This is a genomic window from Clostridium sp. CTA-19, assembly GCF_054767855.1.
The window spans coordinates 61,472-80,906 of record NZ_BAAABH010000001.1; the positions used below are offsets into that span (position 1 = coordinate 61,472).

Genomic DNA, 19,435 nt, shown 5'->3' on the forward strand with positions numbered 1-19,435 from the left:
TTCTATGCATTTTTAAATAACATCTTCTTTTGTCTATAACGGGCTAAATACACTCTAAATAGACTTTCAGTAGTTAAAAGACATGCTCTTAAGGCGTATGTTACATCTTTTTCATGGTTGCTTAATGTAGTATCATTTAAATACTCATCATGAATGGAAAATATTTCAGCTAAAATATCTTTTGGACAATTAAATAGTTCATAGGGTTCTAGTACTAAATTATTTAAAATGCTATTTATATTTTTGTTTATAAAAAATACTTGGTTTTGCTCATATATATGATGGTCAGGACGACTTCCGTCATAGTGCTCATTATGAGGATAACAAAAATAATCACATATAAAGTGGCAAATACTACCTAGTTCTATCATAAAGTTACTATAAGTTATTCCATTGTCTATATTAGAATATAGACTATTAACTAAAGTGTTAAGATGAGTTACACAATGATGGTTCACATGATATTTCATGTCCCTTTTTTTTACATCAGGTCGTATATTACCATATAAAAATGAAACAGGTTTAATAATAATATCAAGGCGATCTTCTAATATAGGTTGTATTTTATGACCAATTGTCAAATGTGCAATAATATTCATATAAATTACCTCTTTGATTTCTTAAGTATAATTGTGTATTCTAAATGTTAAGTTAAAACACCAATAATATTTATTTTATCCACTACAATTAAAATTATATATTATTGACGCAAAAAAGCACTATTAAAAAATGGTAATTTAATTTTTGTAACAGACTGTTTCAAATTAGTTAATTTAAAACAGTCCTTTTTTATAATTATTTAATTAAAATAGAGCTATCTATATTGGAATACTTAGATATATAATAAGTTCTATTTAAAGCAATTTTTTCAAGTGCATATAATAAAACATTTATTTCTTCTATAGTATTATATATTCCAAAACTTACACGAAGTGTTCCAGGATAGGTTTCTTTAGGTAAGGGAATAAAACTTCTGCTTTGTTCAGGAGAAATTTGCAAAAGTCTTTGCATATAAGGTTGAGCGCAGAAACAGCCACTTCTTATTGCAATTCCAAATTCTAAAGAAAGAGCTTTAGCAACTATATTATGATGAATTCCTTCTATATTAAAAGGGATTATACTAACTTTATGGTTAAAATTTAAATAATCTCCATAAATTATTAAATTAGGTATAGAAATCATATTTACAGTAGCATATTTTGTTAAATGCTTTTCGTAACTTTCAATGTTTTTCATTCCTAATTTAGAAAATTCATCTAGTGCAGAAACCATAGCTAATGCACCTATCACATTTGGTGTTCCTGCTTCATGCCTATCTGGAGAATTAGCCCATTTAACATAATCATGCATAACAAAATCTATAGTTCCGCCACCAACGTGATCTGGATTACAGTTTTCAAATATATCTTTAGGGCCTAAAAGTGCACCACAGCCAAATGGAGCATAGAATTTATGACCTGAAAATGCAATGAAATCTATATGATTTAAATCATCAAATGGTTTTAAATCTATAGGTGCGTGTGGAGCTAATTGTGCACAATCAACTAAAATTTTTGCATCATAGCTATGAGCAAGTTGTGCTATTTTATAAATTGGTGTTTTATGCCCAGTTATATTTGAAGCTCCAGTTACTGTAACAAGTTTAACCCTACCTTCATATAAATTTAATTTTTTTTCTAAATCATCTATTAATAAATTTCCATTACTATCTATATCAATATAGTCTATGGTATACCATTTACGCCAAGGTAAATCGTTAGAATGATGTTCCATTACAGATGATAGTATAACATCTTTTTCAGGTTTATAATCCATTAAAATATATGCCAATTTATTTATAGATTCTGTGCAATTTTTTACAAAAATTACATCCATATATTCTTCGTCATAGTTAAAAAAATTTCCTATAGCTCGTCGATTTTCTTCATACAATATAGTGGAAAGCTGAGATTTATAACCATTTCCACGATGTATTGATGAATATTGAGGACAAAAGGTAATTATATCATTTATTACCCTTTTTAGAGGTGGTGTAGTTGCTGCATTATCAAAGTTTATATATTTTACTAATTTACCATTTAATAGAGGTATATTTGAGTTAACACCAACTACTAAATCTCTGTAAGGGCTATAGTTATTACTCATAAAACACCTCCAAAATTAGGTAGCTTAAAAGAGACTACCTATATAAATATAATATTAAATTTTTTTGTAAATGGTACATATAAATGATATAAACATTGGGAAAACATTAATAAAAGTCTAATTAACCTATTGAAAAAATTTAAGTTTCTATGTTTATAAAAAAACTATGTATTAATTAATTATTAAAAACACTAACAAATTAACTATAAATATTTAAAATTTTTATAGAAAATATAATAAAATTATTGTTGACAGTATTACTCTGATTTGGTATTATCAAAGTGTAGTAAAACACTCAACATTAAGGAGTGATAAAATGAAATTATCAACAAAAGGACGATACGGAGTTAAGGCTATGGTTGACTTAGCCATTAATTACGGAAAAGATCCTGTTTCTATAAAAGTTATTTCTCAAAGACAAAATATTTCAGAATATTATTTAGAACAGCTCTTTTCTACACTAAGAAAATCAGGACTTATAAAAAGTATAAGGGGTGCAGCTGGAGGATATGTTTTAGCTAAATCTCCACAAAAAATAACAATTTATGATATATTAGAAGTTTTAGAAGGTCCAATAGAAATATCAACCTGCTTAGACAGTGATTGTTGTGACAATATTGATTGTTGTGCAACAAGAATAGTGTGGAAAAAAATAAAAGAGAGTATAGATAGTGTTACAACATCTATAACTCTTCAAGACATAGTAGATGATTATAAAAATATTTTAACTATTAAAGGAGTGACAGTTCAAAATGAATAAAAAAGTTGTTTATATGGATTATGCAGCTACTACTTACACTAAACCAGAAGTTTTAGAAGAGATGATTCCTTATTTTAATCAATACTTTGGAAATCCATCTTCAATATACTCTATATCAAGAGAAACAAAAAAAGCAATAGATATAGCAAGAGATAGAGTTGCTAAAGCACTTAATGCAGATAGAAGTGAAATATACTTTACAGGTGGCGGATCAGAAGCGGATAACTGGGCTTTAAAGGGAATAGCTTTTGCGCATAAAGAAAAAGGAAACCACATAATAACTACTAAAATAGAACATCATGCAATACTACACACTTGTGAGTATTTAGAGAAATATCATGGATTTGAAATTACATATTTAGATGTAAATGAAGAAGGTATAATAAGCCTTGAAGATTTAAAAAATGCAATAACTGATAAAACTATATTAGTAAGCATTATGTTTGGAAATAATGAGATAGGTGCTATTCAACCAATAAAAGAAATAGGCGCTATATGTAAGGAAAAGAAAGTATTCTTTCACACAGATGCAGTGCAAGCAGTAGGAAATGTAGCTATTGATGTTAAGGATATGAATATAGATATGTTATCATTAGCAGGACATAAGATATATGGACCTAAAGGCGTAGGTGCACTGTATATAAAAAAAGGAATAAAAATTCATAATCTAGTACATGGTGGCGGACAAGAAAAAGCTAGACGTGCAGGAACAGAAAATGTAGCAGGAATAGTAGGACTTGGAAAAGCAATAGAACTTGCTAGTGATAATCTAGATACACATAATAGAAGATTAGTTGAGTTAAGAGATAAATTAATAAACGGTTTACTTGAAATACCTTATACAAAACTAAATGGACCAACTGGAGAAAAAAGATTGCCAGGAAATGTTAATGTTTGCTTTAAATTTATAGAAGGAGAATCTATACTTTTAATGCTTGACGCTATGGGAATATGCGCATCAAGTGGTAGTGCTTGTACATCAGGATCATTAGATCCATCGCATGTATTATTAGCTATAGGACTTCCACATGAAATAGCACACGGTTCATTAAGATTAAGCATAGGTGATGGAACAACAGAAGAAGATGTAGTTTACGTTTTAGAAAAAGTTCCAGCAATAGTACAAAGATTAAGAGATATGTCACCACTATATGATGAGTTTGTAAAAGGAGATGAAAAATAATGATATACAGTGAAAAAGTAATGGATCATTTTACTAATCCAAGAAATGTAGGAGAAATAGAAAATGCTAGTGGCGTAGGAGAAGTTGGAAACGCTAAATGTGGAGATATAATGAGAGTTTATCTTAAGATAGAAGATAATATAGTTGTTGATGCAAAATTCAAAACTTTTGGTTGTGGATCTGCAATAGCTTCATCAAGCATGGCTACAGAACTTATAAAAGGAAAATCAGTAGACGATGCATGGGAGCTTTCTAATAAAGCTGTAGCGGAAGCATTAGATGGACTTCCACCTATAAAAATGCACTGTTCAGTACTTGCAGAAGAAGCAATTCACAAAGCAATAAATGATTATAGAATTAAACAAGGTTTAGAGCCATGGGATTTTAAAGAGACAGATCATGACGCATTACATGATGTAGTTCATGGAGAATAGGTGAATATATAATGAAAAAAAAAGTTGTCATAGGAATGAGTGGAGGCGTAGATAGCTCAGTTGCAGCATATTTATTAAAAGAGCAGGGGTACGACGTTATAGGAATAATGATGAAATTATCACCAGATGATCCAGATTATGCAGAAAATGAAGGTGGATGCTGTTCGCTTTCAGCAGTGTTGGATGCTAGAAGGGTTGCAGATAAATTAGATATTCCTTTTTATGTTATGAACTTTAAGCAACCATTTAAGAACTATGTAATAGACAATTTCGTAGATGAGTATTTTAATGGGAGAACTCCCAATCCATGTATAATGTGTAATAAACATATAAAATTTGAGGAGCTTTTAAGAAAAGCTATATCTATAGGGGCAGATTATGTTGCTACAGGTCATTATGCATCTATAGAGAAAAAGGATGGAAGATATCTTTTAAGAAAATCTGAAGATGATAGGAAAGATCAAACTTATGCATTATATAATCTAACACAAGAACAATTAAAGCATACTTTAATGCCTTGTGGACAATATGCTAAGACTGAGATAAGAGAAATTGCAGAGAAAATTGGACTTGAAGTGTTTAGAAAAAAAGATTCTCAAGAAATATGTTTTATACCAGACAATAACCATGGAAATTATATAGAAAAGAAAAGTGGTAGAAAAGTAAAACCAGGAAAATTTGTGGATAAAAGCGGTAAAGTTTTAGGTGACCACAAAGGAATAGTTTACTATACTATAGGTCAAAGAAAAGGACTAGGTATAGCGCTTGGAAAACCAGTTTTTGTAATTGATATTATTCCAGAAAAAAATCAAGTAGTATTAGGCGATGAACAGGATATATTTAGAAATACGTTGATAGCTAAAGATGTTAATTTAATATCATTTGATGAAGTTGATGGGGAAATTGAAGTTACAGCTAAGGTTAGATATTCAGCAAAACCGGCTAAAGCTAAATTAAGCCAAGTTGGAGTTAATAAAGTAAAATTAGTATTTGAAGAAAACCAAAGAGCAATAACAAAAGGTCAATCAGTAGTATTTTATGATGGAAATTATGTTGTTGGTGGCGGTGTAATAGAAACAGTACTATAAGCATATAAAAGCCTTCATGAAAATGGAGGTTTTTTATTATATCATAATTATAAGTAAAATCTAAAGGAGCAAAAAATGAATGAAATATTAAATTAGGGAAAAATATATAGGGGTTATAAAAGATAATGTACATATCCTTGATAGTAAAATAGTTGCAATTAATAAATAAAGAACACAATACTGTTAAAATATGTAAAGATAAAGCGAAGTGTATTTTCTAAAAATTTTACCAATTAAATTGTTTTTAATGTTATAATAAATAATATAATAAATTAAATAATATTATTTAATTTATTATATTATTTATTATTTTCCCTTAACATGAAAAATTCTCACTTGAGAAGAGTATTAGTTAAAATATCATTACTAACATATAGGGTACTTACAGGAGATGATTTGATGGATTATAGTGATAAAGTTTTAGAACATTTTTACTCCCCAAGGAATGTAGGAACAATGCCAGATGCTGATGGAATTGGTGAAGCTGGTGATGCCAATTGTGGAGATATAATGAAGATTTATATAAAAGTAGAAAATAATATAATAAAAAAAGTTAAGTTTATGACTTTTGGATGTGGTTCAGCTATTGCATCATCTAGCATAGCAACGGAACTAATAAAGGGTAAGACTTTAGAAGATGCTTGGAGTCTTACAAATAAATCAGTTATAGAAGCGTTAGATGGTTTGCCATCAGAAAAGATTCATTGCTCTGTGCTTGCAGAACAAACTATACACAAAGCTATTAATGATTATAGGAAACGCAATAATCTACCTAAATGGGCAGATAGGTGGGAAGAAGATAAAAAATAAAATTCATGGGGCATCCATGAATTTTATTTTTATATATATAGCAGGATGAAAATAATCTGCGCAGAAAAGTTAGAATATTCAGTTTGTTACAAAGGATATAAAAAATTTAAATTTATGCAAGGTTGTGGATTGAATGAAGAAAAGAATAATGTTAGTAAGAGGTGTTATATTTTCAATAATTACAGCTATTTTACTTTTTAATGTGTATATATTTTATATTTATAATGTTGATTTAATTACTTATATTAAAAAATCGCAAAATATATCAGTAGAAGAGCATAAATGGTTAAATAATCATGGAAAAATAATTTATGCGTCAGATCAGAATGCCCCACCACTTGCATTTAAAAGTTATAATGGTCAATACAAAGGAATATTAGTTGATTTTATGAATGCATTATCTATAGAAATAGGTCAAGAAATTGATTTTAAAATTGATGATAGGTGGAAAAAATCTTTAGATAACATACTAACTAAACAAATAGATTGTTATGGAATTATACCATCTGATGATAGAAGTGATTATTTTCTCTTTTCAGATCCTATATATATTATAAGAGGAAACATAGTAAAACCTAAAAAATATAAAAATATAAAAGATTATAAAAGTTTAAAACCATATAAAATAGCAGTTCCAAAAGGAGATTATTCATTAGAATTTTTAAAAGAAAATTTAGAAGATGGAAAATTTATTTTAACAGAGGATGTTAGTGAGGCTTTAGATTTAGTACAGAAAGGAAAAGCTGATGTAGCTATAGGTGATGAGCCAGTTATAAAGTATTATATGGAAAGCAAAGGTTTAAATAGGGATTATGAAATTTTAGAAGAAAGTGTCTATGAAAAGCCTATTGTTATAGCAGTACCAAGAGGAGAGAAAAAATTAATTAATATACTGAATAAGGGAATATTTTCATTAAGAAAAAAAGAAACTTTTAGTAGTATAAAAGAGAAATGGTATAAAGATGATTTAAGACTTATTGGAGAAAGTAAAAATACTAAATTAACAGGGATAATTTTATTAGCAGTTTTTATTTTATTGATATTAACTTACATTATATATATATGGACAAATCTATTAAAAGCAAAGGTGAAATTAAGTACTAAAGAATTAATGGAAAGTAAAAATACTTTAAATAACACCTTAGATAGTATAACGGATATGGTAATCGTTGTAACAAAAGATTATTCAATAACTCATGCTAATAATGCATTTTATGACTTTTTAAAAAAAGATGGGTATTTTAGAAAGTTTAAAGTGAGTATATTTAGTGAAGTTATAGAGGAAACCTTTAGTGAAAACTTTGAACTTAGAAAGGAATATATAATAAATGAAAGAACTTTAAGAGTAAATACATTTCCATTTAAAGATAATAGCGAAACTTTACAGAAGATTGTTATTGTTATAAAAGATATAACAAAAGAAAAAATTATAGAAAAAGATATGATTCAAACTAATAAAATGGCAGCAATAGGAGAGTTAGCTGCAGGAATTGCTCATGAAATAAGAAATCCATTGGGCATAATAAGGAATTATTGCTATTTATTAAAAGATAAAACTAATACTTATAATGAAAATAAAGAGTATGTATTATCGATTGAAAATAATATAGGTAGAGCAACAAAAATAATTGGAAATTTATTAAATTTTGCACGAATATCTAATGAAGAATTAAAGCTGACTAATGTAAAAGAATTTATTGATAATATTTTGTTATTAGAAAATAAATCTTTAGAAAAGGAAAAAATAGAGGTTATAGTAGAATGTGATAAAAATTTAAGTTTTAAATTATATAAAGAATCATTAAATCATATATTTTTAAATTTAATTTCAAATAGTATAGATGCTATAAGAAGTGTGGAAAGAAAGGGTAAGATAGTTATAAAGGCTATGGTCAAAAATAATATATTATATTTTAAAATTTATGATAATGGTTGTGGTATTAAAGAGGACAAACTAACTAAAATATTTAACCCTTTTTATACAAGTAAGCCAATAGGTAAAGGCACAGGCTTGGGATTATATATAACTTACAACGAAGTTGAGAAATGTGGAGGAAATATAAGAGTAGAGAGCATATTTGGAAATGAAACTTCTTTTTACTTGAATTTTTCTTTATTGGAGGAATAAGAAAATGAGTTATAAGATGGATATTTTATTGGTTGATGATGAAAAGGAATATACGACTATATTAAAAAAAATAATAGAAAAGAAAGGATATAATGTGGAAACTGCTTCTAGTGGAAAAGAAGCTATTGAAAAAATAAAAAAGTTTAGATTTAACTTAGTATTATCAGATTTAATAATGGATGGCATTGATGGCATAGAGCTATTAACTAGAATAAAAGAAATAAGTAGCAATATAGAAGTTATATTAGTCACAGGATATGGTAGCATACAAAATGCAGTAGAAGCTATGCAAAAGGGAGCATTTTCATATTTTATCAAAGGAGATTCTCCAGAGGTTCTTATAGATGAAATAAAAAAAGTAGAGGAAATGGTAGAGTTAAGATGTGCTTTTGATAAAAGTAGTGAATTTGTTTTAAAGACTAATAATAAGGAGTTTAGTCAGGCAATAGATATAGCTAAGAAAGCGGCAGAAAGTAATATAAATATATTAATTTTAGGGGAATCAGGAGTAGGAAAAGATGTTTTTGCGAATTATATACATCAATATAGTGATAGAAAAGAAGAAAATTTTGTAGCAGTAAATTGTTGTGCATTTTCTGATACTCTTTTAGAGTCAGAATTATTTGGTCATGAAAGAGGAGCTTTTACAGGAGCTATAGAAAAAAGAGTAGGAAGATTTGAACTTGCCAATAATGGAACTTTATTTTTAGATGAAATAGGAGATACATCTTTAGATGTTCAGGTAAAACTTTTAAGAGTTTTAGAAAATAAGACTATTCAAAGAATTGGCAGTAATAAAGAAATAGAAGTTGATTTTAGATTAATTTGTGCAACAAATAAAAATTTATATGATGAAATAAAAAAAGGAACATTTAGAGAGGACTTTTTTTATAGAATAAGTAGCATAATAATAGAAATACCACCTTTAAGAAATAGAGTTGAAGATAAAGAAATGCTAATAAATTTTTTCTTGAATCAGTGTGAAATAGAATTTAATAAAAAAATAGAATATATAGATGAAGATGCTAAAAAGTTTTTAATGACTTATGAATATCCAGGCAATTTAAGAGAAATGAAGAATATTATAAGGAGATTAGTAGTTTTGGCGGAAAATGGAATGATTACTTCTAAATATTTACCTAATCAAAACATATCAAATATATATGAAGATGACATAGAGGAAATAAGACCATTGAGAGAAATACGAAGGGAATTCGAAAGTGAATATATAGATAAGGTTTTAGTACAATGTAATGAAAATATTTCAGAGGCTGCACGAAGATTAGAAATAAGTAGAAGGCAACTAAGTAATAAAATAAATGATTTTAAAATTAGGTAATAAATTTTCAAGTGGGAAAAAAATTTCATAGTGATTAGGAAATTTTTTTCCATAATATAAAGTAGAGCATTGTTTTATAAATGCTCTATTTTTTATGGCTTTACTGTATCTAGTATTAATTAATGATAGATTTAGTAAATAGGCAAAAGAAAGAGTGTCAAGAGAATAAACATTATTTTTTATAAAGTTTTAAACCAATATAGGTATTTAAAGCAAAATATGCTCTTATATATAAAAAAAATAAATATATGTATATTTGGCATGGTAATTGCTTTAATTAATAGTAGATAGAAAATATTAAAATTATTTTATTATATACATCTTAAATCTTTATAGTCAGATTATTTTAGTAAAGAGGTGGGGTTATTTATGGATAAGAAGAGAGAAAACTGGGGAAGTAGGTTTGGATTTATAATGGCCACGGCAGGCTTTGCCATAGGTCTAGGAGCGGTATGGAGATTTCCATATATGGTTGGAGTCAACGGAGGGGGAGCATTTTTATTAGTCTATATTTTAATATCAGCAATAATAGGCATTCCATTATTTATAGCAGAAATGGGACTTGGTAGAAAAACACAACTTAATCCAATAAGTGGAATGAGGAAATTAGAGAAAAAAGGAAGTATATGGGTAGCAATAGGATGGCTTGGTGTGGCAGCGGCAACAATAATAATGTCATATTATACAATGCTTATAGGATGGATGCTTGCTTATTTTATAAAAATGCTAACAGGGCAATTTTCAGGAACTACAGCTGAAGAAATAATGACTATATATACGTCATTTACATCAAATCCTGTAGAAGTTATGATATATACAGTAATTATGATTATAATACTTGGAATTATAGTTAATAAAGGATTAAAAAATGGTATTGAAAGTTGTTGTAAGTATTTAATGCCAGCACTATTTGTTCTTTTAATTGGACTTGCAATAAAATCTTTAACATTGCCAGGTGCTATGGAAGGTGTTAAATGGTATCTTACACCAGACTTCTCTAAAATTGATGGTGGAGTAATACTTGCAGCACTAAGTCAGGCATTTTTCGCTATAGGAATAGGATTTGCAGGTTCATTTGTATATGGAAGCTATTTAGATAAAAATAATAGTAACTTGCCAAGTGATGCAACTATAATAATAATTGTAAACACATTAATAGCAATAGTTGCAGGACTTGTAATATTTCCAGCTATATTTTCATTTGGCTTATCTCCAACAGAAGGACCAGGTTTAACATTTATAACTATGCCAAATTTATTTTCAAAAATGGCAGGAGGAAGGTTTTTCGGAGCAGCATTTTTCTTCTTGGTTATAATTGCAGGGATAACATCAGGTATAGGTTTTTTAGAAGCTATAACTTGTACAGCTTCAGAGGTTTTTAAGGTAGATAGAAAAAAAGCAGTTTGGATTATCTTAGGAGTCATATTTATTCTTTCTATACCATGTATATTATCACAAGGTCCATGGTCAGGAATTAAAGTATTAGGCAAAAATTTCTTTGATTTAGCAGATTATGTTTCAGGTAGTATATTAATGCCATTAGGTGCATTATTAATGGCATTATATATTGCGTTAAAGTGGAAGTTTAAAGGATATATGGATGATTGTAATGCAGGTGCAGGAAAGTTTAGAGTACAAAGTTGGTGGAAACCTATAGTTGTAGTTCTAATTCCTATAACAGTAATTATTATAATGATAACTGGATTGATTTAAAATATATTAGAAATATATTAGAATATTAAAAAGGGCTATTGTAAAACTCACTGAATAATTTCAGTTGGTGGAGCAATAGCTCTTTTTATATTTATTAAAAGAATATATTTAAAAAAAATATGGAAACAATATAGAGGAGGTGGTGAGATTTTGTATAAAAGTAGTGACTTTATTTACATGGATGTAGTTAATATAGAAGGAGAAACCTTAGGGTATATCAACGATATTCTTATAAACTTTCATAAAAAACAGATTTTAGGTTTTTCTGTAACGCCTTACAAATTATTAAGAAAAAATTTTAATGTATTAAAAGAAGATATAATTTATCATAATAAAAATATGGTTGTAAAAAGCATTAACAAAGGTAAATATTTAAAATTTAGTGATATAAAAAAAATATATGTTATAAATAAAAATTCAGAGGTTATAGGAATAGTTAAGGATATAATTTTTGAAGAAAAAGAGTTTAAATTAAAAGGCATAGTAGTTGCAAAAAATATTTCCAGTTTACTTAAAGAAAGAAATATATTTATTGCAAAGGAAATGATTTTAGGGGAAAAAAATATGTTTTACATAGGAGAAAATAAAAAATTTCAGTTAGTATGTGTTCCTAGTACTAAAAAGAATATAAAGAAATTTAGCAGTATATAAAATTAAAGTAAGAGGTTGATAAATTTGAAAAAAATAAATAAAAATAAAATCATTAATATAAGCTTTATGATTTTTATACTACTTGGTATATACTTTATATTAAAAAAGTTTCCTGTGTTTTTAGATTTAACAATGGTAGTATTACTTTCTTTTATAATTTCATATAGCTTAAGACCATATTATAAATTTTTAATAAGAAAAGGAATGAATTCTAGATTAAGTGCATTAGTAGTAATTTTAAGTATAATGTTAGGAATAATAATTATTTTTACAATATTAATTCCTTCTATATTTAAAGAAAGTGAAAATTTAAATGGATTACTAATAGATATAGAAGAGTATATAATTAAGTTTAAAAATTTAGAAATACCTATGGGAAACAATGAGTATATAGCAAGCTTTATGACTGTAGTATATGAAAAAATTCAAATGCTTTTTAATGAATTGGCAGGTAGTGCAATAGAAAAAATAATACAGTTAGGAGAAAATATATTACTATTTTTAATAGTGCCAACAGTAATTTACTTTTTCTTATGTGATGATAGTCTAATTTTAAATGGATTATTAAAATTTATACCTAATAGTGAAAGACCAGCTTTAAGAAAAACACTATTACATATCGACAAAGTATTGGAAAGATATATAATAACACAATTTGAACTATGCGGAATAATAGGGGTGTTGACATTCTTTTCATTAGCTTTTTTAAAAGTAAAATTTCCTGTATTATTATCATTAATTAATGCAATTTTTAATATTATACCATATTTTGGCCCTGTTATAGGGGCAGTACCAATAATCATATTATCTAGTATGACATCTATAAAAACTGCAGTATATGTTTCCATTGTATTAGCTATAATACAACAAGTAGAAGGTGATATAATAGGTCCTAAAATTATAGGTGATAGTGTTAATGCGCACCCGTTAACTATACTTATATTGCTTTTGATAGGTGGAAACGTCGGAGGAATAGTTGGTATGATAATAATTATTCCTGTTTGGGTGACAATTAAGGTAATATATGAGGATATTGAAGCATATTTATTTTGATGTTATATTTTGTGAATTTAAATGAAGTATTGTAATTTAAAATTTATAGATTTGGGATATAGTACAGAATATAAAAGGTTATAATAGTGGATAATACATCAGTAAGTATTAAAAATAAGTTTTTTATTTTATAAAATAGTTGACAAATTAAGCTTTTTTAATATAATGAAAATATAAAAATTTAATATAATGGCAATGATAAGAATTAGTAAATATATTAAGACATTAAGAGAGGAAGTGGTTGGTGAAAACTTCTTGGGAGATATATTGAAGCTGTCTTTGAGCTATATTTAATTAAGAGATATTGACGATGAAAACAATTGTCATCAATATAATAAGGGTGGTAACGCGGAACTTTCGTCCCTTCTTAGGGAAAGAAGTTCTATTTTTTTTACAAAAAAACAAATTATTTGAGGAGGAAAAGATATGAAAAACATGACCGTAAATGAAATAAGAGAATCTTATTTAAGCTTTTTTGAAGGTAAGGAACATTTAAGATTAGAGAGTTTTCCATTAGTGCCTAAAAGTGATAAAAGTTTATTATTAATAAATGCAGGAATGGCTCCATTAAAGCCATATTTCACTGGAATTCAAACACCGCCATCTACTAGGGTTACAACATGCCAAAAATGTATAAGAACAGGTGATATTGAAAATGTAGGTAAGACTTCAAGACATGGTACATTTTTTGAAATGCTTGGTAACTTTTCTTTTGGAGATTACTTTAAAGGGGAAGTTATTCCATGGGCATGGGAGTATATAACAGAGGTTTTACAAATACCAAAAGATAGATTGTATGTAACAATACATTTAAATGATGACGAGGCTTTTGAAATATGGACTTCAAAAACAGATGTTGATCCAAGTCGTATATTTAGATTAGGTGCAGATAACTTCTGGGAAATAGGGGTAGGTCCATGTGGTCCATCTTCTGAAATACATTTTGATAGAAATCCAGAGCTTGGACAAGTTAAAAATGCAGAAGAATTTGTAACTGCTTCAGATAATGATAGAATAGTTGAGTTTTGGAATTTAGTATTCACTCAATTTGATAAAGATGAAGATGGTAATTATAATAAATTAGATCATCCTAATATAGATACAGGAATGGGACTTGAGAGAATAGCGACTATAATGCAAGGTGTTGACAATATATTTGAAATTGATACTATGAAAGCTATATTAGATAGAGTTTGTGAAATGTCAAATAGAAAATATAAGGAAAATGCACAAGAAGATATTTCTATAAGAATAATAACAGATCATGTTAGAAGTGTAACTTTTATGATTAGTGATGGAGTATTACCTTCAAATGAAGGAAGAGGATATGTACTTAGAAGACTTTTAAGAAGAGCAGCTAGACATGGTAGATTGTTAGGAATAAAAGATATATTCTTAAGTGAACTTTGTGATGTGGTAATAGAAAATTCTAAAGATGAATACAAAGAGTTAGAAAAAAAAGCTGATTATATTAAAAAAGTAATTAAACTTGAAGAAGAAAGATTTAGTGAAACTATAGATTCTGGTATGGATATATTAAAATCATATATAGAAAAATTAGAAAAAAATAATGAAAATATCTTAAAAGGGGAAAAAGCATTTAAATTATATGATACTTATGGATTCCCAATAGAACTTACAGAAGAGATTTTAGATGAGAAAAACTTAAAAGTAGATATAGATGGTTTTAACAAAGAAATGCAAAGTCAAAGAGAGAGAGCAAGAAATGCAAGAGGCGACTCAAATTATATGGGAAATGAAGAATTAATAACAAATAAAATAGATAAAGATATAAAAACTTCTTTTGTTGGATATAATAAATTAATAGATGAGTCAGAAGTGGTAGTGCTAATAAATGATAATGAATTTGTATCTTCACTTGAAAAGGGAGATAAAGGGGTTATCGTTACAACTGAAACTCCATTCTATGCTGAAATGGGAGGTCAAGTTGGAGACAAAGGTGCTATAACTTGTGAAAACTTTAAAGCTATAGTTTATGATTGTAAGAAAAATATTTCTGGAAAAATACTTCATTTTGTAAAAGTTACTGAAGGTGAAATTAGTGTTGGAAATAAAGTTAAGCTTTCAGTAGATAAAGAAAGAAGAAACAAAATATGTAAAAACCATACTGCAACCCATATGCTACATGAGGCTTTAAAAGAAGTTTTAGGTGATCATGTAAATCAAAGCGGTTCATATGTTGATGATGGTAGATTAAGATTTGATTTTACACATTTTTCAGCAATGACAACAGATGAAATTAAAAAGGTTGAAAATAAATTGAATGAAGAAATAATGAAAGTTTATAATGTTTGCACTGATGTTATGACTATAGAAGAAGCAAAACAAAGTGGAGCAGTTGCATTATTTGATGATAAGTATTCAGAAGATGTAAGAGTTGTTTCTGTTGGTAAATTTAGCAAAGAACTTTGCGGTGGAACTCATGTTAAAAATTCTGGTGAAATAGGATTATTTAAAATTTTAAGTGAAAATGGAGTAGCTGCTGGAGTTAGAAGAATAGAGGCAACAACTGGTGAAGAATCTGTAAAATTTGTTGAAGAAAAAAATGAGTTATTAAAAGATGTTGCATCAATGTTAAAGTGCACAGAAAAAGATTTATTAAATAAAGTTCAAGGATTACTTCAAGAAATAAAAGAAAAAGAGAAGGAAGTTCAAGGATTAAAAAATAAATTATCAAGTGGATTAGAAGACGAATTATTAAATTTAGTAGAAGAATTTAATGGAGTAAAAACATTAGTTACTGCAGTAAAGGACATAGATGGAGACGGATTAAGAAGCCTTGCAGACAAATTAAGAGATAAACTTCAAAGTGGGGTAGTAGTTCTTGGTAGCGTATCAAATGATAAAGTTCAGTTTGTAGCTATGGCAACAAAAGATGTAACATCAAATGGAATTCATTGTGGAAAAATAATAAAAGAAGCAGCTACAGTAGCTGGTGGTGGCGGTGGTGGAAGACCAGACATGGCTCAAGCTGGTGGAAAACTACCTGAAAAATTAGATGAGGCAATTAATAAAGCTAAGGCAGTAATAGAAAGTTCTGTTAAATAGTGTACTTTTTACTTCCGATGATTTATAATATATATAACAATTATGAGAGTATAACTTTTTAAGTTTTACTCTCTATAATCCATATGGATAAGAAAGAGGGCGATTATAATGGATAACCAAAATACAGTTCAGTTTGATGGAGTAAGGGATAAGAAAGATATGACTAAGATGATATTGACTGACGTATATGATGCCTTAAAAGAAAAAGGTTATAATCCTGTTAATCAACTAGTAGGATATTTAATTTCAGGAGACCCAACATATATTACAAATTATAATGGAGCAAGAGCATTGGTTAGTAAACTAGAGAGAGACGATATATTAGAAGAAGTTTTAAAAGCTTATCTAGATATAAAATAAAAATGCCTTATTGGCATTTTTATTTTAATTTTTAAATGAAACTAATACAGTAATAAAATATAATAATATGTTATATATTTTATGATTAGGTTTACAAAAGACATTTAGTTAAAACCTCGTATGAAGTCTATGGCTTTCTGCATATTAAATGATAGAAAATTTACCAAAAAGAACTTAATATATAGTAGAAATAGATAAAAATTATAATGTATAAAAAATATTAAGAAAAAACATATATCTTAGAAAAAATAGTTAATAACTATTAAATAATCAATTATACATATTTATTTTTATAAATTAATTTTATATAATAGAGTAAAATTAAACTTACCTCATTTGAATTTATATATTGTAAATTTTATAAACGCAAAAAAATAATAAAGCCTTTTATTGTAGCTATAAAAAGAGTGAATTTTAAGATTTTAATAAAAGCTAACGAATAATTTATTTGAATTTATAAAGAAACTTTAATTAATAAAAGTACAGTTTAGAATCATACTTTGTATAGAAATATAAGTTCTAGGGTTAACGGACACGTCAAAATTTTGTTGTTATCTAAAAAGAGTAACACCGTTAAAAGTGAAGAAGAGTAAGTGTAATACCTATCAAATAACGTATTATTTCGTTAAAGTTAGAAAAATTCTCAGTTGATAAAGGAATAAATTAGGCTTCAACATAAGAAACTATAGGTAAAATATAAGAGTTTGAAATAAAATTTTAATCCATATAGCCTTTAGAATACCAAGTATATAGTAAAAAATTATTAAAGAATATATAAATAAAAAAGGAAGATATATAGAAATACAGGTTGAAATTTAAGTTTATTGAAAAACTTAAAAGTATTTTCATACAAAATTAAGTGTTGAATTTAGGGGAAAGAGATTACATAACTATTTTAGGGGGTTAAGTTTTGGAGAGAATAACTTTAAGAGTGAACTTAAAGTCCTAAAAATAAATAGAAATTTAAGCTTTTATCATAATATAAACAGATTAAAAAATATGAGAATTTGATTTTATATAATTATTAATATATATTAAATATATTAGGGAAGTAAAAATATATGAAAATTGTATTAACTCATGGTAAACATATTTAATTTGTCAGTAGAGATATTATGTGCGAAATTTTTATATTTTAAAAGATTGATTCTGTAATTAAAACGGTTTTGAAAATATATTGAATTTAGAGCGGAAATTTATTTAAACTAGTTTATTTATTATTAAAAAATATAAAGAGTATTAAGTTTTAAAACGTTAATTTAATTAATTTGAAATTTAGGTTTAAATTTAAAATAGAATATATGTTTTATAGATATTTATATCTAAAACATGATTAGGAGACTAAAATGGTGAGAATATTAGGATTAGATGTAGGGGATAGAACTATTGGAGTAGCAATAAGTGATCCCTTAGGTTTTACGGCCCAAGGAATAACTACAATCAGAAGAAAAGGGCTAGAATATGATATGAATGAATTGATGAAAATATGTAATGAATATAGTGTTGAAAAGATTGTTTCAGGTCTTCCTAAAAATATGAATGGTACTGTTGGAGAACAAGGTGAAAAAGTGAAGCAATTTTGCGAAGAGTTAAAAAAACATACAGATAAGCCAATAATATTTTGGGATGAACGTTTAACAACAGTAGCAGCACATAGAGTTATGCTAGAAGCGGATTTATCAAGAAGTAAAAGAAAAAAATTGGTAGATAAAATTGCAGCTACGTACATATTACAAGGATATCTAGATAGTATATAAAAAAAGGAGAGAATGAATATGGAAAATAAAATGGAAACAATAATGTTAATGGACGAAAATGGCAATGAAATAGAATTTGAAATTGTTGTAAAATTAGACATAGAGGATAAAGAATACGTTATAGTTACACCAGTTGAGTCTGATGAAGAGTATGATGTAGCGTTAAGAATAGAAGAAAGTGAAGATGGTGAACTTGTACTAGTACCAGTTGAAGAAGATGATGAATTAGCTTTAATTTCAGAAGCATATGAGGCACTAGAGTTAGAATAATAAAAGAGTATTATCATTTGAAAATTAATATCTTTGTAATAATGAAGATTTCTTTTAATATTAAATTTGTAAAATAAGGGTAAGCACTAGTTTTGTTAGTTGTAGAGGAGTTAAAATGGTTTAGCTTCTTAAATGAAATTTTCATTCATTGAAATTATCATATTAGAAAGATTTACCTATCTGTGAAATATAAATTATTTTAGAGAGGATGTAATATTTTGAGTATGTCTCATGAGAAAATTGAAGATTTAAAAGAGGTTTTAAAAGAAAAAGGATATAAATTAACTCCTCAAAGAAGAGCTATATTAAATGGCATAATAAATAGTGAAGGTAGTCATTTAACTGCAGAGGAGTTATATGACTTAGTAAGGATCGATTGTCCAGAGATAGGACTAGCGACAGTTTATAGAACAGTTCAACTTCTAGAAGAAATGGGAGTTGTTTGCAAATTGGATTTAGATGATGGAAGAAGTCGATATGAGCTTTGTCAAGGTGACGAGAATCATCAACATCATCATTTAATATGTAATGATTGCAATAAAGTTATTGAAGTTCAAGGGGATTTACTTGACGAAATAGAAGAAGTAATAGAAAAAAAATATAAGTTTAAAATAGAAAATCATAGTTTGAAATTTTATGGATTGTGTGAAGAATGTAATAAAAAATAGATGACAA

The 19,435-nt window shown here is 27.2% G+C and carries 17 protein-coding genes and 1 other annotated feature; of the genes, 15 read left to right on the forward strand and 2 right to left on the reverse strand.

The genetic code is table 11. The annotated features are described in order from the left end of the window. Window positions 1-2 precede the first annotated feature (2 nt). Window positions 3-599: a zinc dependent phospholipase C family protein gene (locus ACYUE0_RS00295; protein WP_061996762.1), complete on the reverse strand. Its 597-nt coding sequence runs from the start codon at window positions 597-599 to the stop codon at window positions 3-5. A gap of 196 nt (window positions 600-795) precedes the next feature. After that, window positions 796-2,145, reverse strand: a complete 1,350-nt coding sequence (locus ACYUE0_RS00300) for an aminotransferase class V-fold PLP-dependent enzyme (RefSeq protein WP_061996764.1) — start codon at window positions 2,143-2,145, stop codon at window positions 796-798. A 316-nt stretch (window positions 2,146-2,461) separates the two neighbouring features. Between ACYUE0_RS00300 and ACYUE0_RS00305 the strand changes: the two genes are divergently transcribed. From ACYUE0_RS00305 to ACYUE0_RS00375, 15 genes are all read left to right on the forward strand, one after another. Next, window positions 2,462-2,905 (forward strand): RrF2 family transcriptional regulator, encoded by a 444-nt coding sequence (locus ACYUE0_RS00305; protein WP_061996766.1) that lies wholly within the window; start codon window positions 2,462-2,464, stop codon window positions 2,903-2,905. Further along, window positions 2,898-4,088 carry a cysteine desulfurase NifS gene (gene nifS, locus ACYUE0_RS00310; protein WP_199869171.1) on the forward strand — a complete coding sequence of 397 codons (1,191 nt, stop codon included), beginning with the start codon at window positions 2,898-2,900 and terminating at the stop codon, window positions 4,086-4,088. Before ACYUE0_RS00305 ends, nifS begins: the two co-directional genes overlap by 8 nt. Continuing rightward, window positions 4,088-4,522 (forward strand): Fe-S cluster assembly scaffold protein NifU, encoded by a 435-nt coding sequence (nifU, locus tag ACYUE0_RS00315; protein WP_061996770.1) that lies wholly within the window; start codon window positions 4,088-4,090, stop codon window positions 4,520-4,522. The genes nifS and nifU (ACYUE0_RS00315) overlap by 1 nt, the downstream gene beginning before the upstream one ends. Window positions 4,523-4,533: 11 nt before the next feature. Next, the gene (gene mnmA / locus ACYUE0_RS00320; RefSeq protein WP_460269118.1) at window positions 4,534-5,610 is read left to right on the forward strand and encodes a tRNA 2-thiouridine(34) synthase MnmA; all 1,077 of its coding nucleotides are present in this window, start codon (window positions 4,534-4,536) and stop codon (window positions 5,608-5,610) included. A 399-nt stretch (window positions 5,611-6,009) separates the two neighbouring features. Next, window positions 6,010-6,420, forward strand: a complete 411-nt coding sequence (gene nifU, locus ACYUE0_RS00325; RefSeq protein WP_199869169.1) for a Fe-S cluster assembly scaffold protein NifU — start codon at window positions 6,010-6,012, stop codon at window positions 6,418-6,420. Between the two features lie 133 nt (window positions 6,421-6,553). Further along, window positions 6,554-8,548: a transporter substrate-binding domain-containing protein gene (locus ACYUE0_RS00330; protein WP_460269119.1), complete on the forward strand. Its 1,995-nt coding sequence runs from the start codon at window positions 6,554-6,556 to the stop codon at window positions 8,546-8,548. Between the two features lie 4 nt (window positions 8,549-8,552). Further along, window positions 8,553-9,887 carry a sigma-54-dependent transcriptional regulator gene (locus tag ACYUE0_RS00335; protein ID WP_242865311.1) on the forward strand — a complete coding sequence of 445 codons (1,335 nt, stop codon included), beginning with the start codon at window positions 8,553-8,555 and terminating at the stop codon, window positions 9,885-9,887. 369 nt (window positions 9,888-10,256) lie between these two features. Then, entirely contained in the window at window positions 10,257-11,600 is a 1,344-nt protein-coding gene (locus tag ACYUE0_RS00340; RefSeq protein ID WP_199869166.1) for a sodium-dependent transporter, read from the forward strand. Window positions 11,601-11,750: 150 nt separating this feature from the next. Continuing rightward, window positions 11,751-12,251: a PRC-barrel domain-containing protein gene (locus tag ACYUE0_RS00345; protein ID WP_199869164.1), complete on the forward strand. Its 501-nt coding sequence runs from the start codon at window positions 11,751-11,753 to the stop codon at window positions 12,249-12,251. Between the two features lie 24 nt (window positions 12,252-12,275). Continuing rightward, window positions 12,276-13,304, forward strand: coding sequence for an AI-2E family transporter (locus tag ACYUE0_RS00350; protein ID WP_460269120.1), 1,029 nt, complete (start codon window positions 12,276-12,278; stop codon window positions 13,302-13,304). Between the two features lie 186 nt (window positions 13,305-13,490). Next, window positions 13,491-13,672, forward strand: a binding site (T-box leader). A gap of 58 nt (window positions 13,673-13,730) precedes the next feature. Then, window positions 13,731-16,373, forward strand: a complete 2,643-nt coding sequence (gene alaS, locus ACYUE0_RS00355; protein ID WP_460269121.1) for an alanine--tRNA ligase — start codon at window positions 13,731-13,733, stop codon at window positions 16,371-16,373. A 108-nt stretch (window positions 16,374-16,481) separates the two neighbouring features. Next, window positions 16,482-16,733: an IreB family regulatory phosphoprotein gene (locus ACYUE0_RS00360; RefSeq protein WP_010292904.1), complete on the forward strand. Its 252-nt coding sequence runs from the start codon at window positions 16,482-16,484 to the stop codon at window positions 16,731-16,733. Between the two features lie 1,349 nt (window positions 16,734-18,082). Beyond that, window positions 18,083-18,490: a Holliday junction resolvase RuvX gene (gene ruvX, locus ACYUE0_RS00365; RefSeq protein ID WP_061995504.1), complete on the forward strand. Its 408-nt coding sequence runs from the start codon at window positions 18,083-18,085 to the stop codon at window positions 18,488-18,490. A gap of 18 nt (window positions 18,491-18,508) precedes the next feature. Continuing rightward, entirely contained in the window at window positions 18,509-18,760 is a 252-nt protein-coding gene (locus tag ACYUE0_RS00370) for a DUF1292 domain-containing protein (RefSeq protein ID WP_010292902.1), read from the forward strand. Window positions 18,761-18,984: 224 nt separating this feature from the next. Next, window positions 18,985-19,428 carry a Fur family transcriptional regulator gene (locus tag ACYUE0_RS00375; protein ID WP_061995505.1) on the forward strand — a complete coding sequence of 148 codons (444 nt, stop codon included), beginning with the start codon at window positions 18,985-18,987 and terminating at the stop codon, window positions 19,426-19,428. Window positions 19,429-19,435 lie beyond the last annotated feature (7 nt).

Coding starts and splice junctions, on each gene's coding strand:
- ACYUE0_RS00295 (WP_061996762.1), bottom strand. CDS start 599: ATGAATATTATTGCACATTTGACAATTGGTCATAAAATACAACCTATA.
- ACYUE0_RS00300 (WP_061996764.1), bottom strand. CDS start 2,145: ATGAGTAATAACTATAGCCCTTACAGAGATTTAGTAGTTGGTGTTAAC.
- ACYUE0_RS00305 (WP_061996766.1), top strand. CDS start 2,462: ATGAAATTATCAACAAAAGGACGATACGGAGTTAAGGCTATGGTTGAC.
- nifS (WP_199869171.1), top strand. CDS start 2,898: ATGAATAAAAAAGTTGTTTATATGGATTATGCAGCTACTACTTACACT.
- nifU (WP_061996770.1), top strand. CDS start 4,088: ATGATATACAGTGAAAAAGTAATGGATCATTTTACTAATCCAAGAAAT.
- mnmA (WP_460269118.1), top strand. CDS start 4,534: ATGAAAAAAAAAGTTGTCATAGGAATGAGTGGAGGCGTAGATAGCTCA.
- nifU (WP_199869169.1), top strand. CDS start 6,010: ATGGATTATAGTGATAAAGTTTTAGAACATTTTTACTCCCCAAGGAAT.
- ACYUE0_RS00330 (WP_460269119.1), top strand. CDS start 6,554: ATGAAGAAAAGAATAATGTTAGTAAGAGGTGTTATATTTTCAATAATT.
- ACYUE0_RS00335 (WP_242865311.1), top strand. CDS start 8,553: ATGAGTTATAAGATGGATATTTTATTGGTTGATGATGAAAAGGAATAT.
- ACYUE0_RS00340 (WP_199869166.1), top strand. CDS start 10,257: ATGGATAAGAAGAGAGAAAACTGGGGAAGTAGGTTTGGATTTATAATG.
- alaS (WP_460269121.1), top strand. CDS start 13,731: ATGAAAAACATGACCGTAAATGAAATAAGAGAATCTTATTTAAGCTTT.
- ACYUE0_RS00360 (WP_010292904.1), top strand. CDS start 16,482: ATGGATAACCAAAATACAGTTCAGTTTGATGGAGTAAGGGATAAGAAA.
- ACYUE0_RS00370 (WP_010292902.1), top strand. CDS start 18,509: ATGGAAAATAAAATGGAAACAATAATGTTAATGGACGAAAATGGCAAT.
- ACYUE0_RS00375 (WP_061995505.1), top strand. CDS start 18,985: ATGTCTCATGAGAAAATTGAAGATTTAAAAGAGGTTTTAAAAGAAAAA.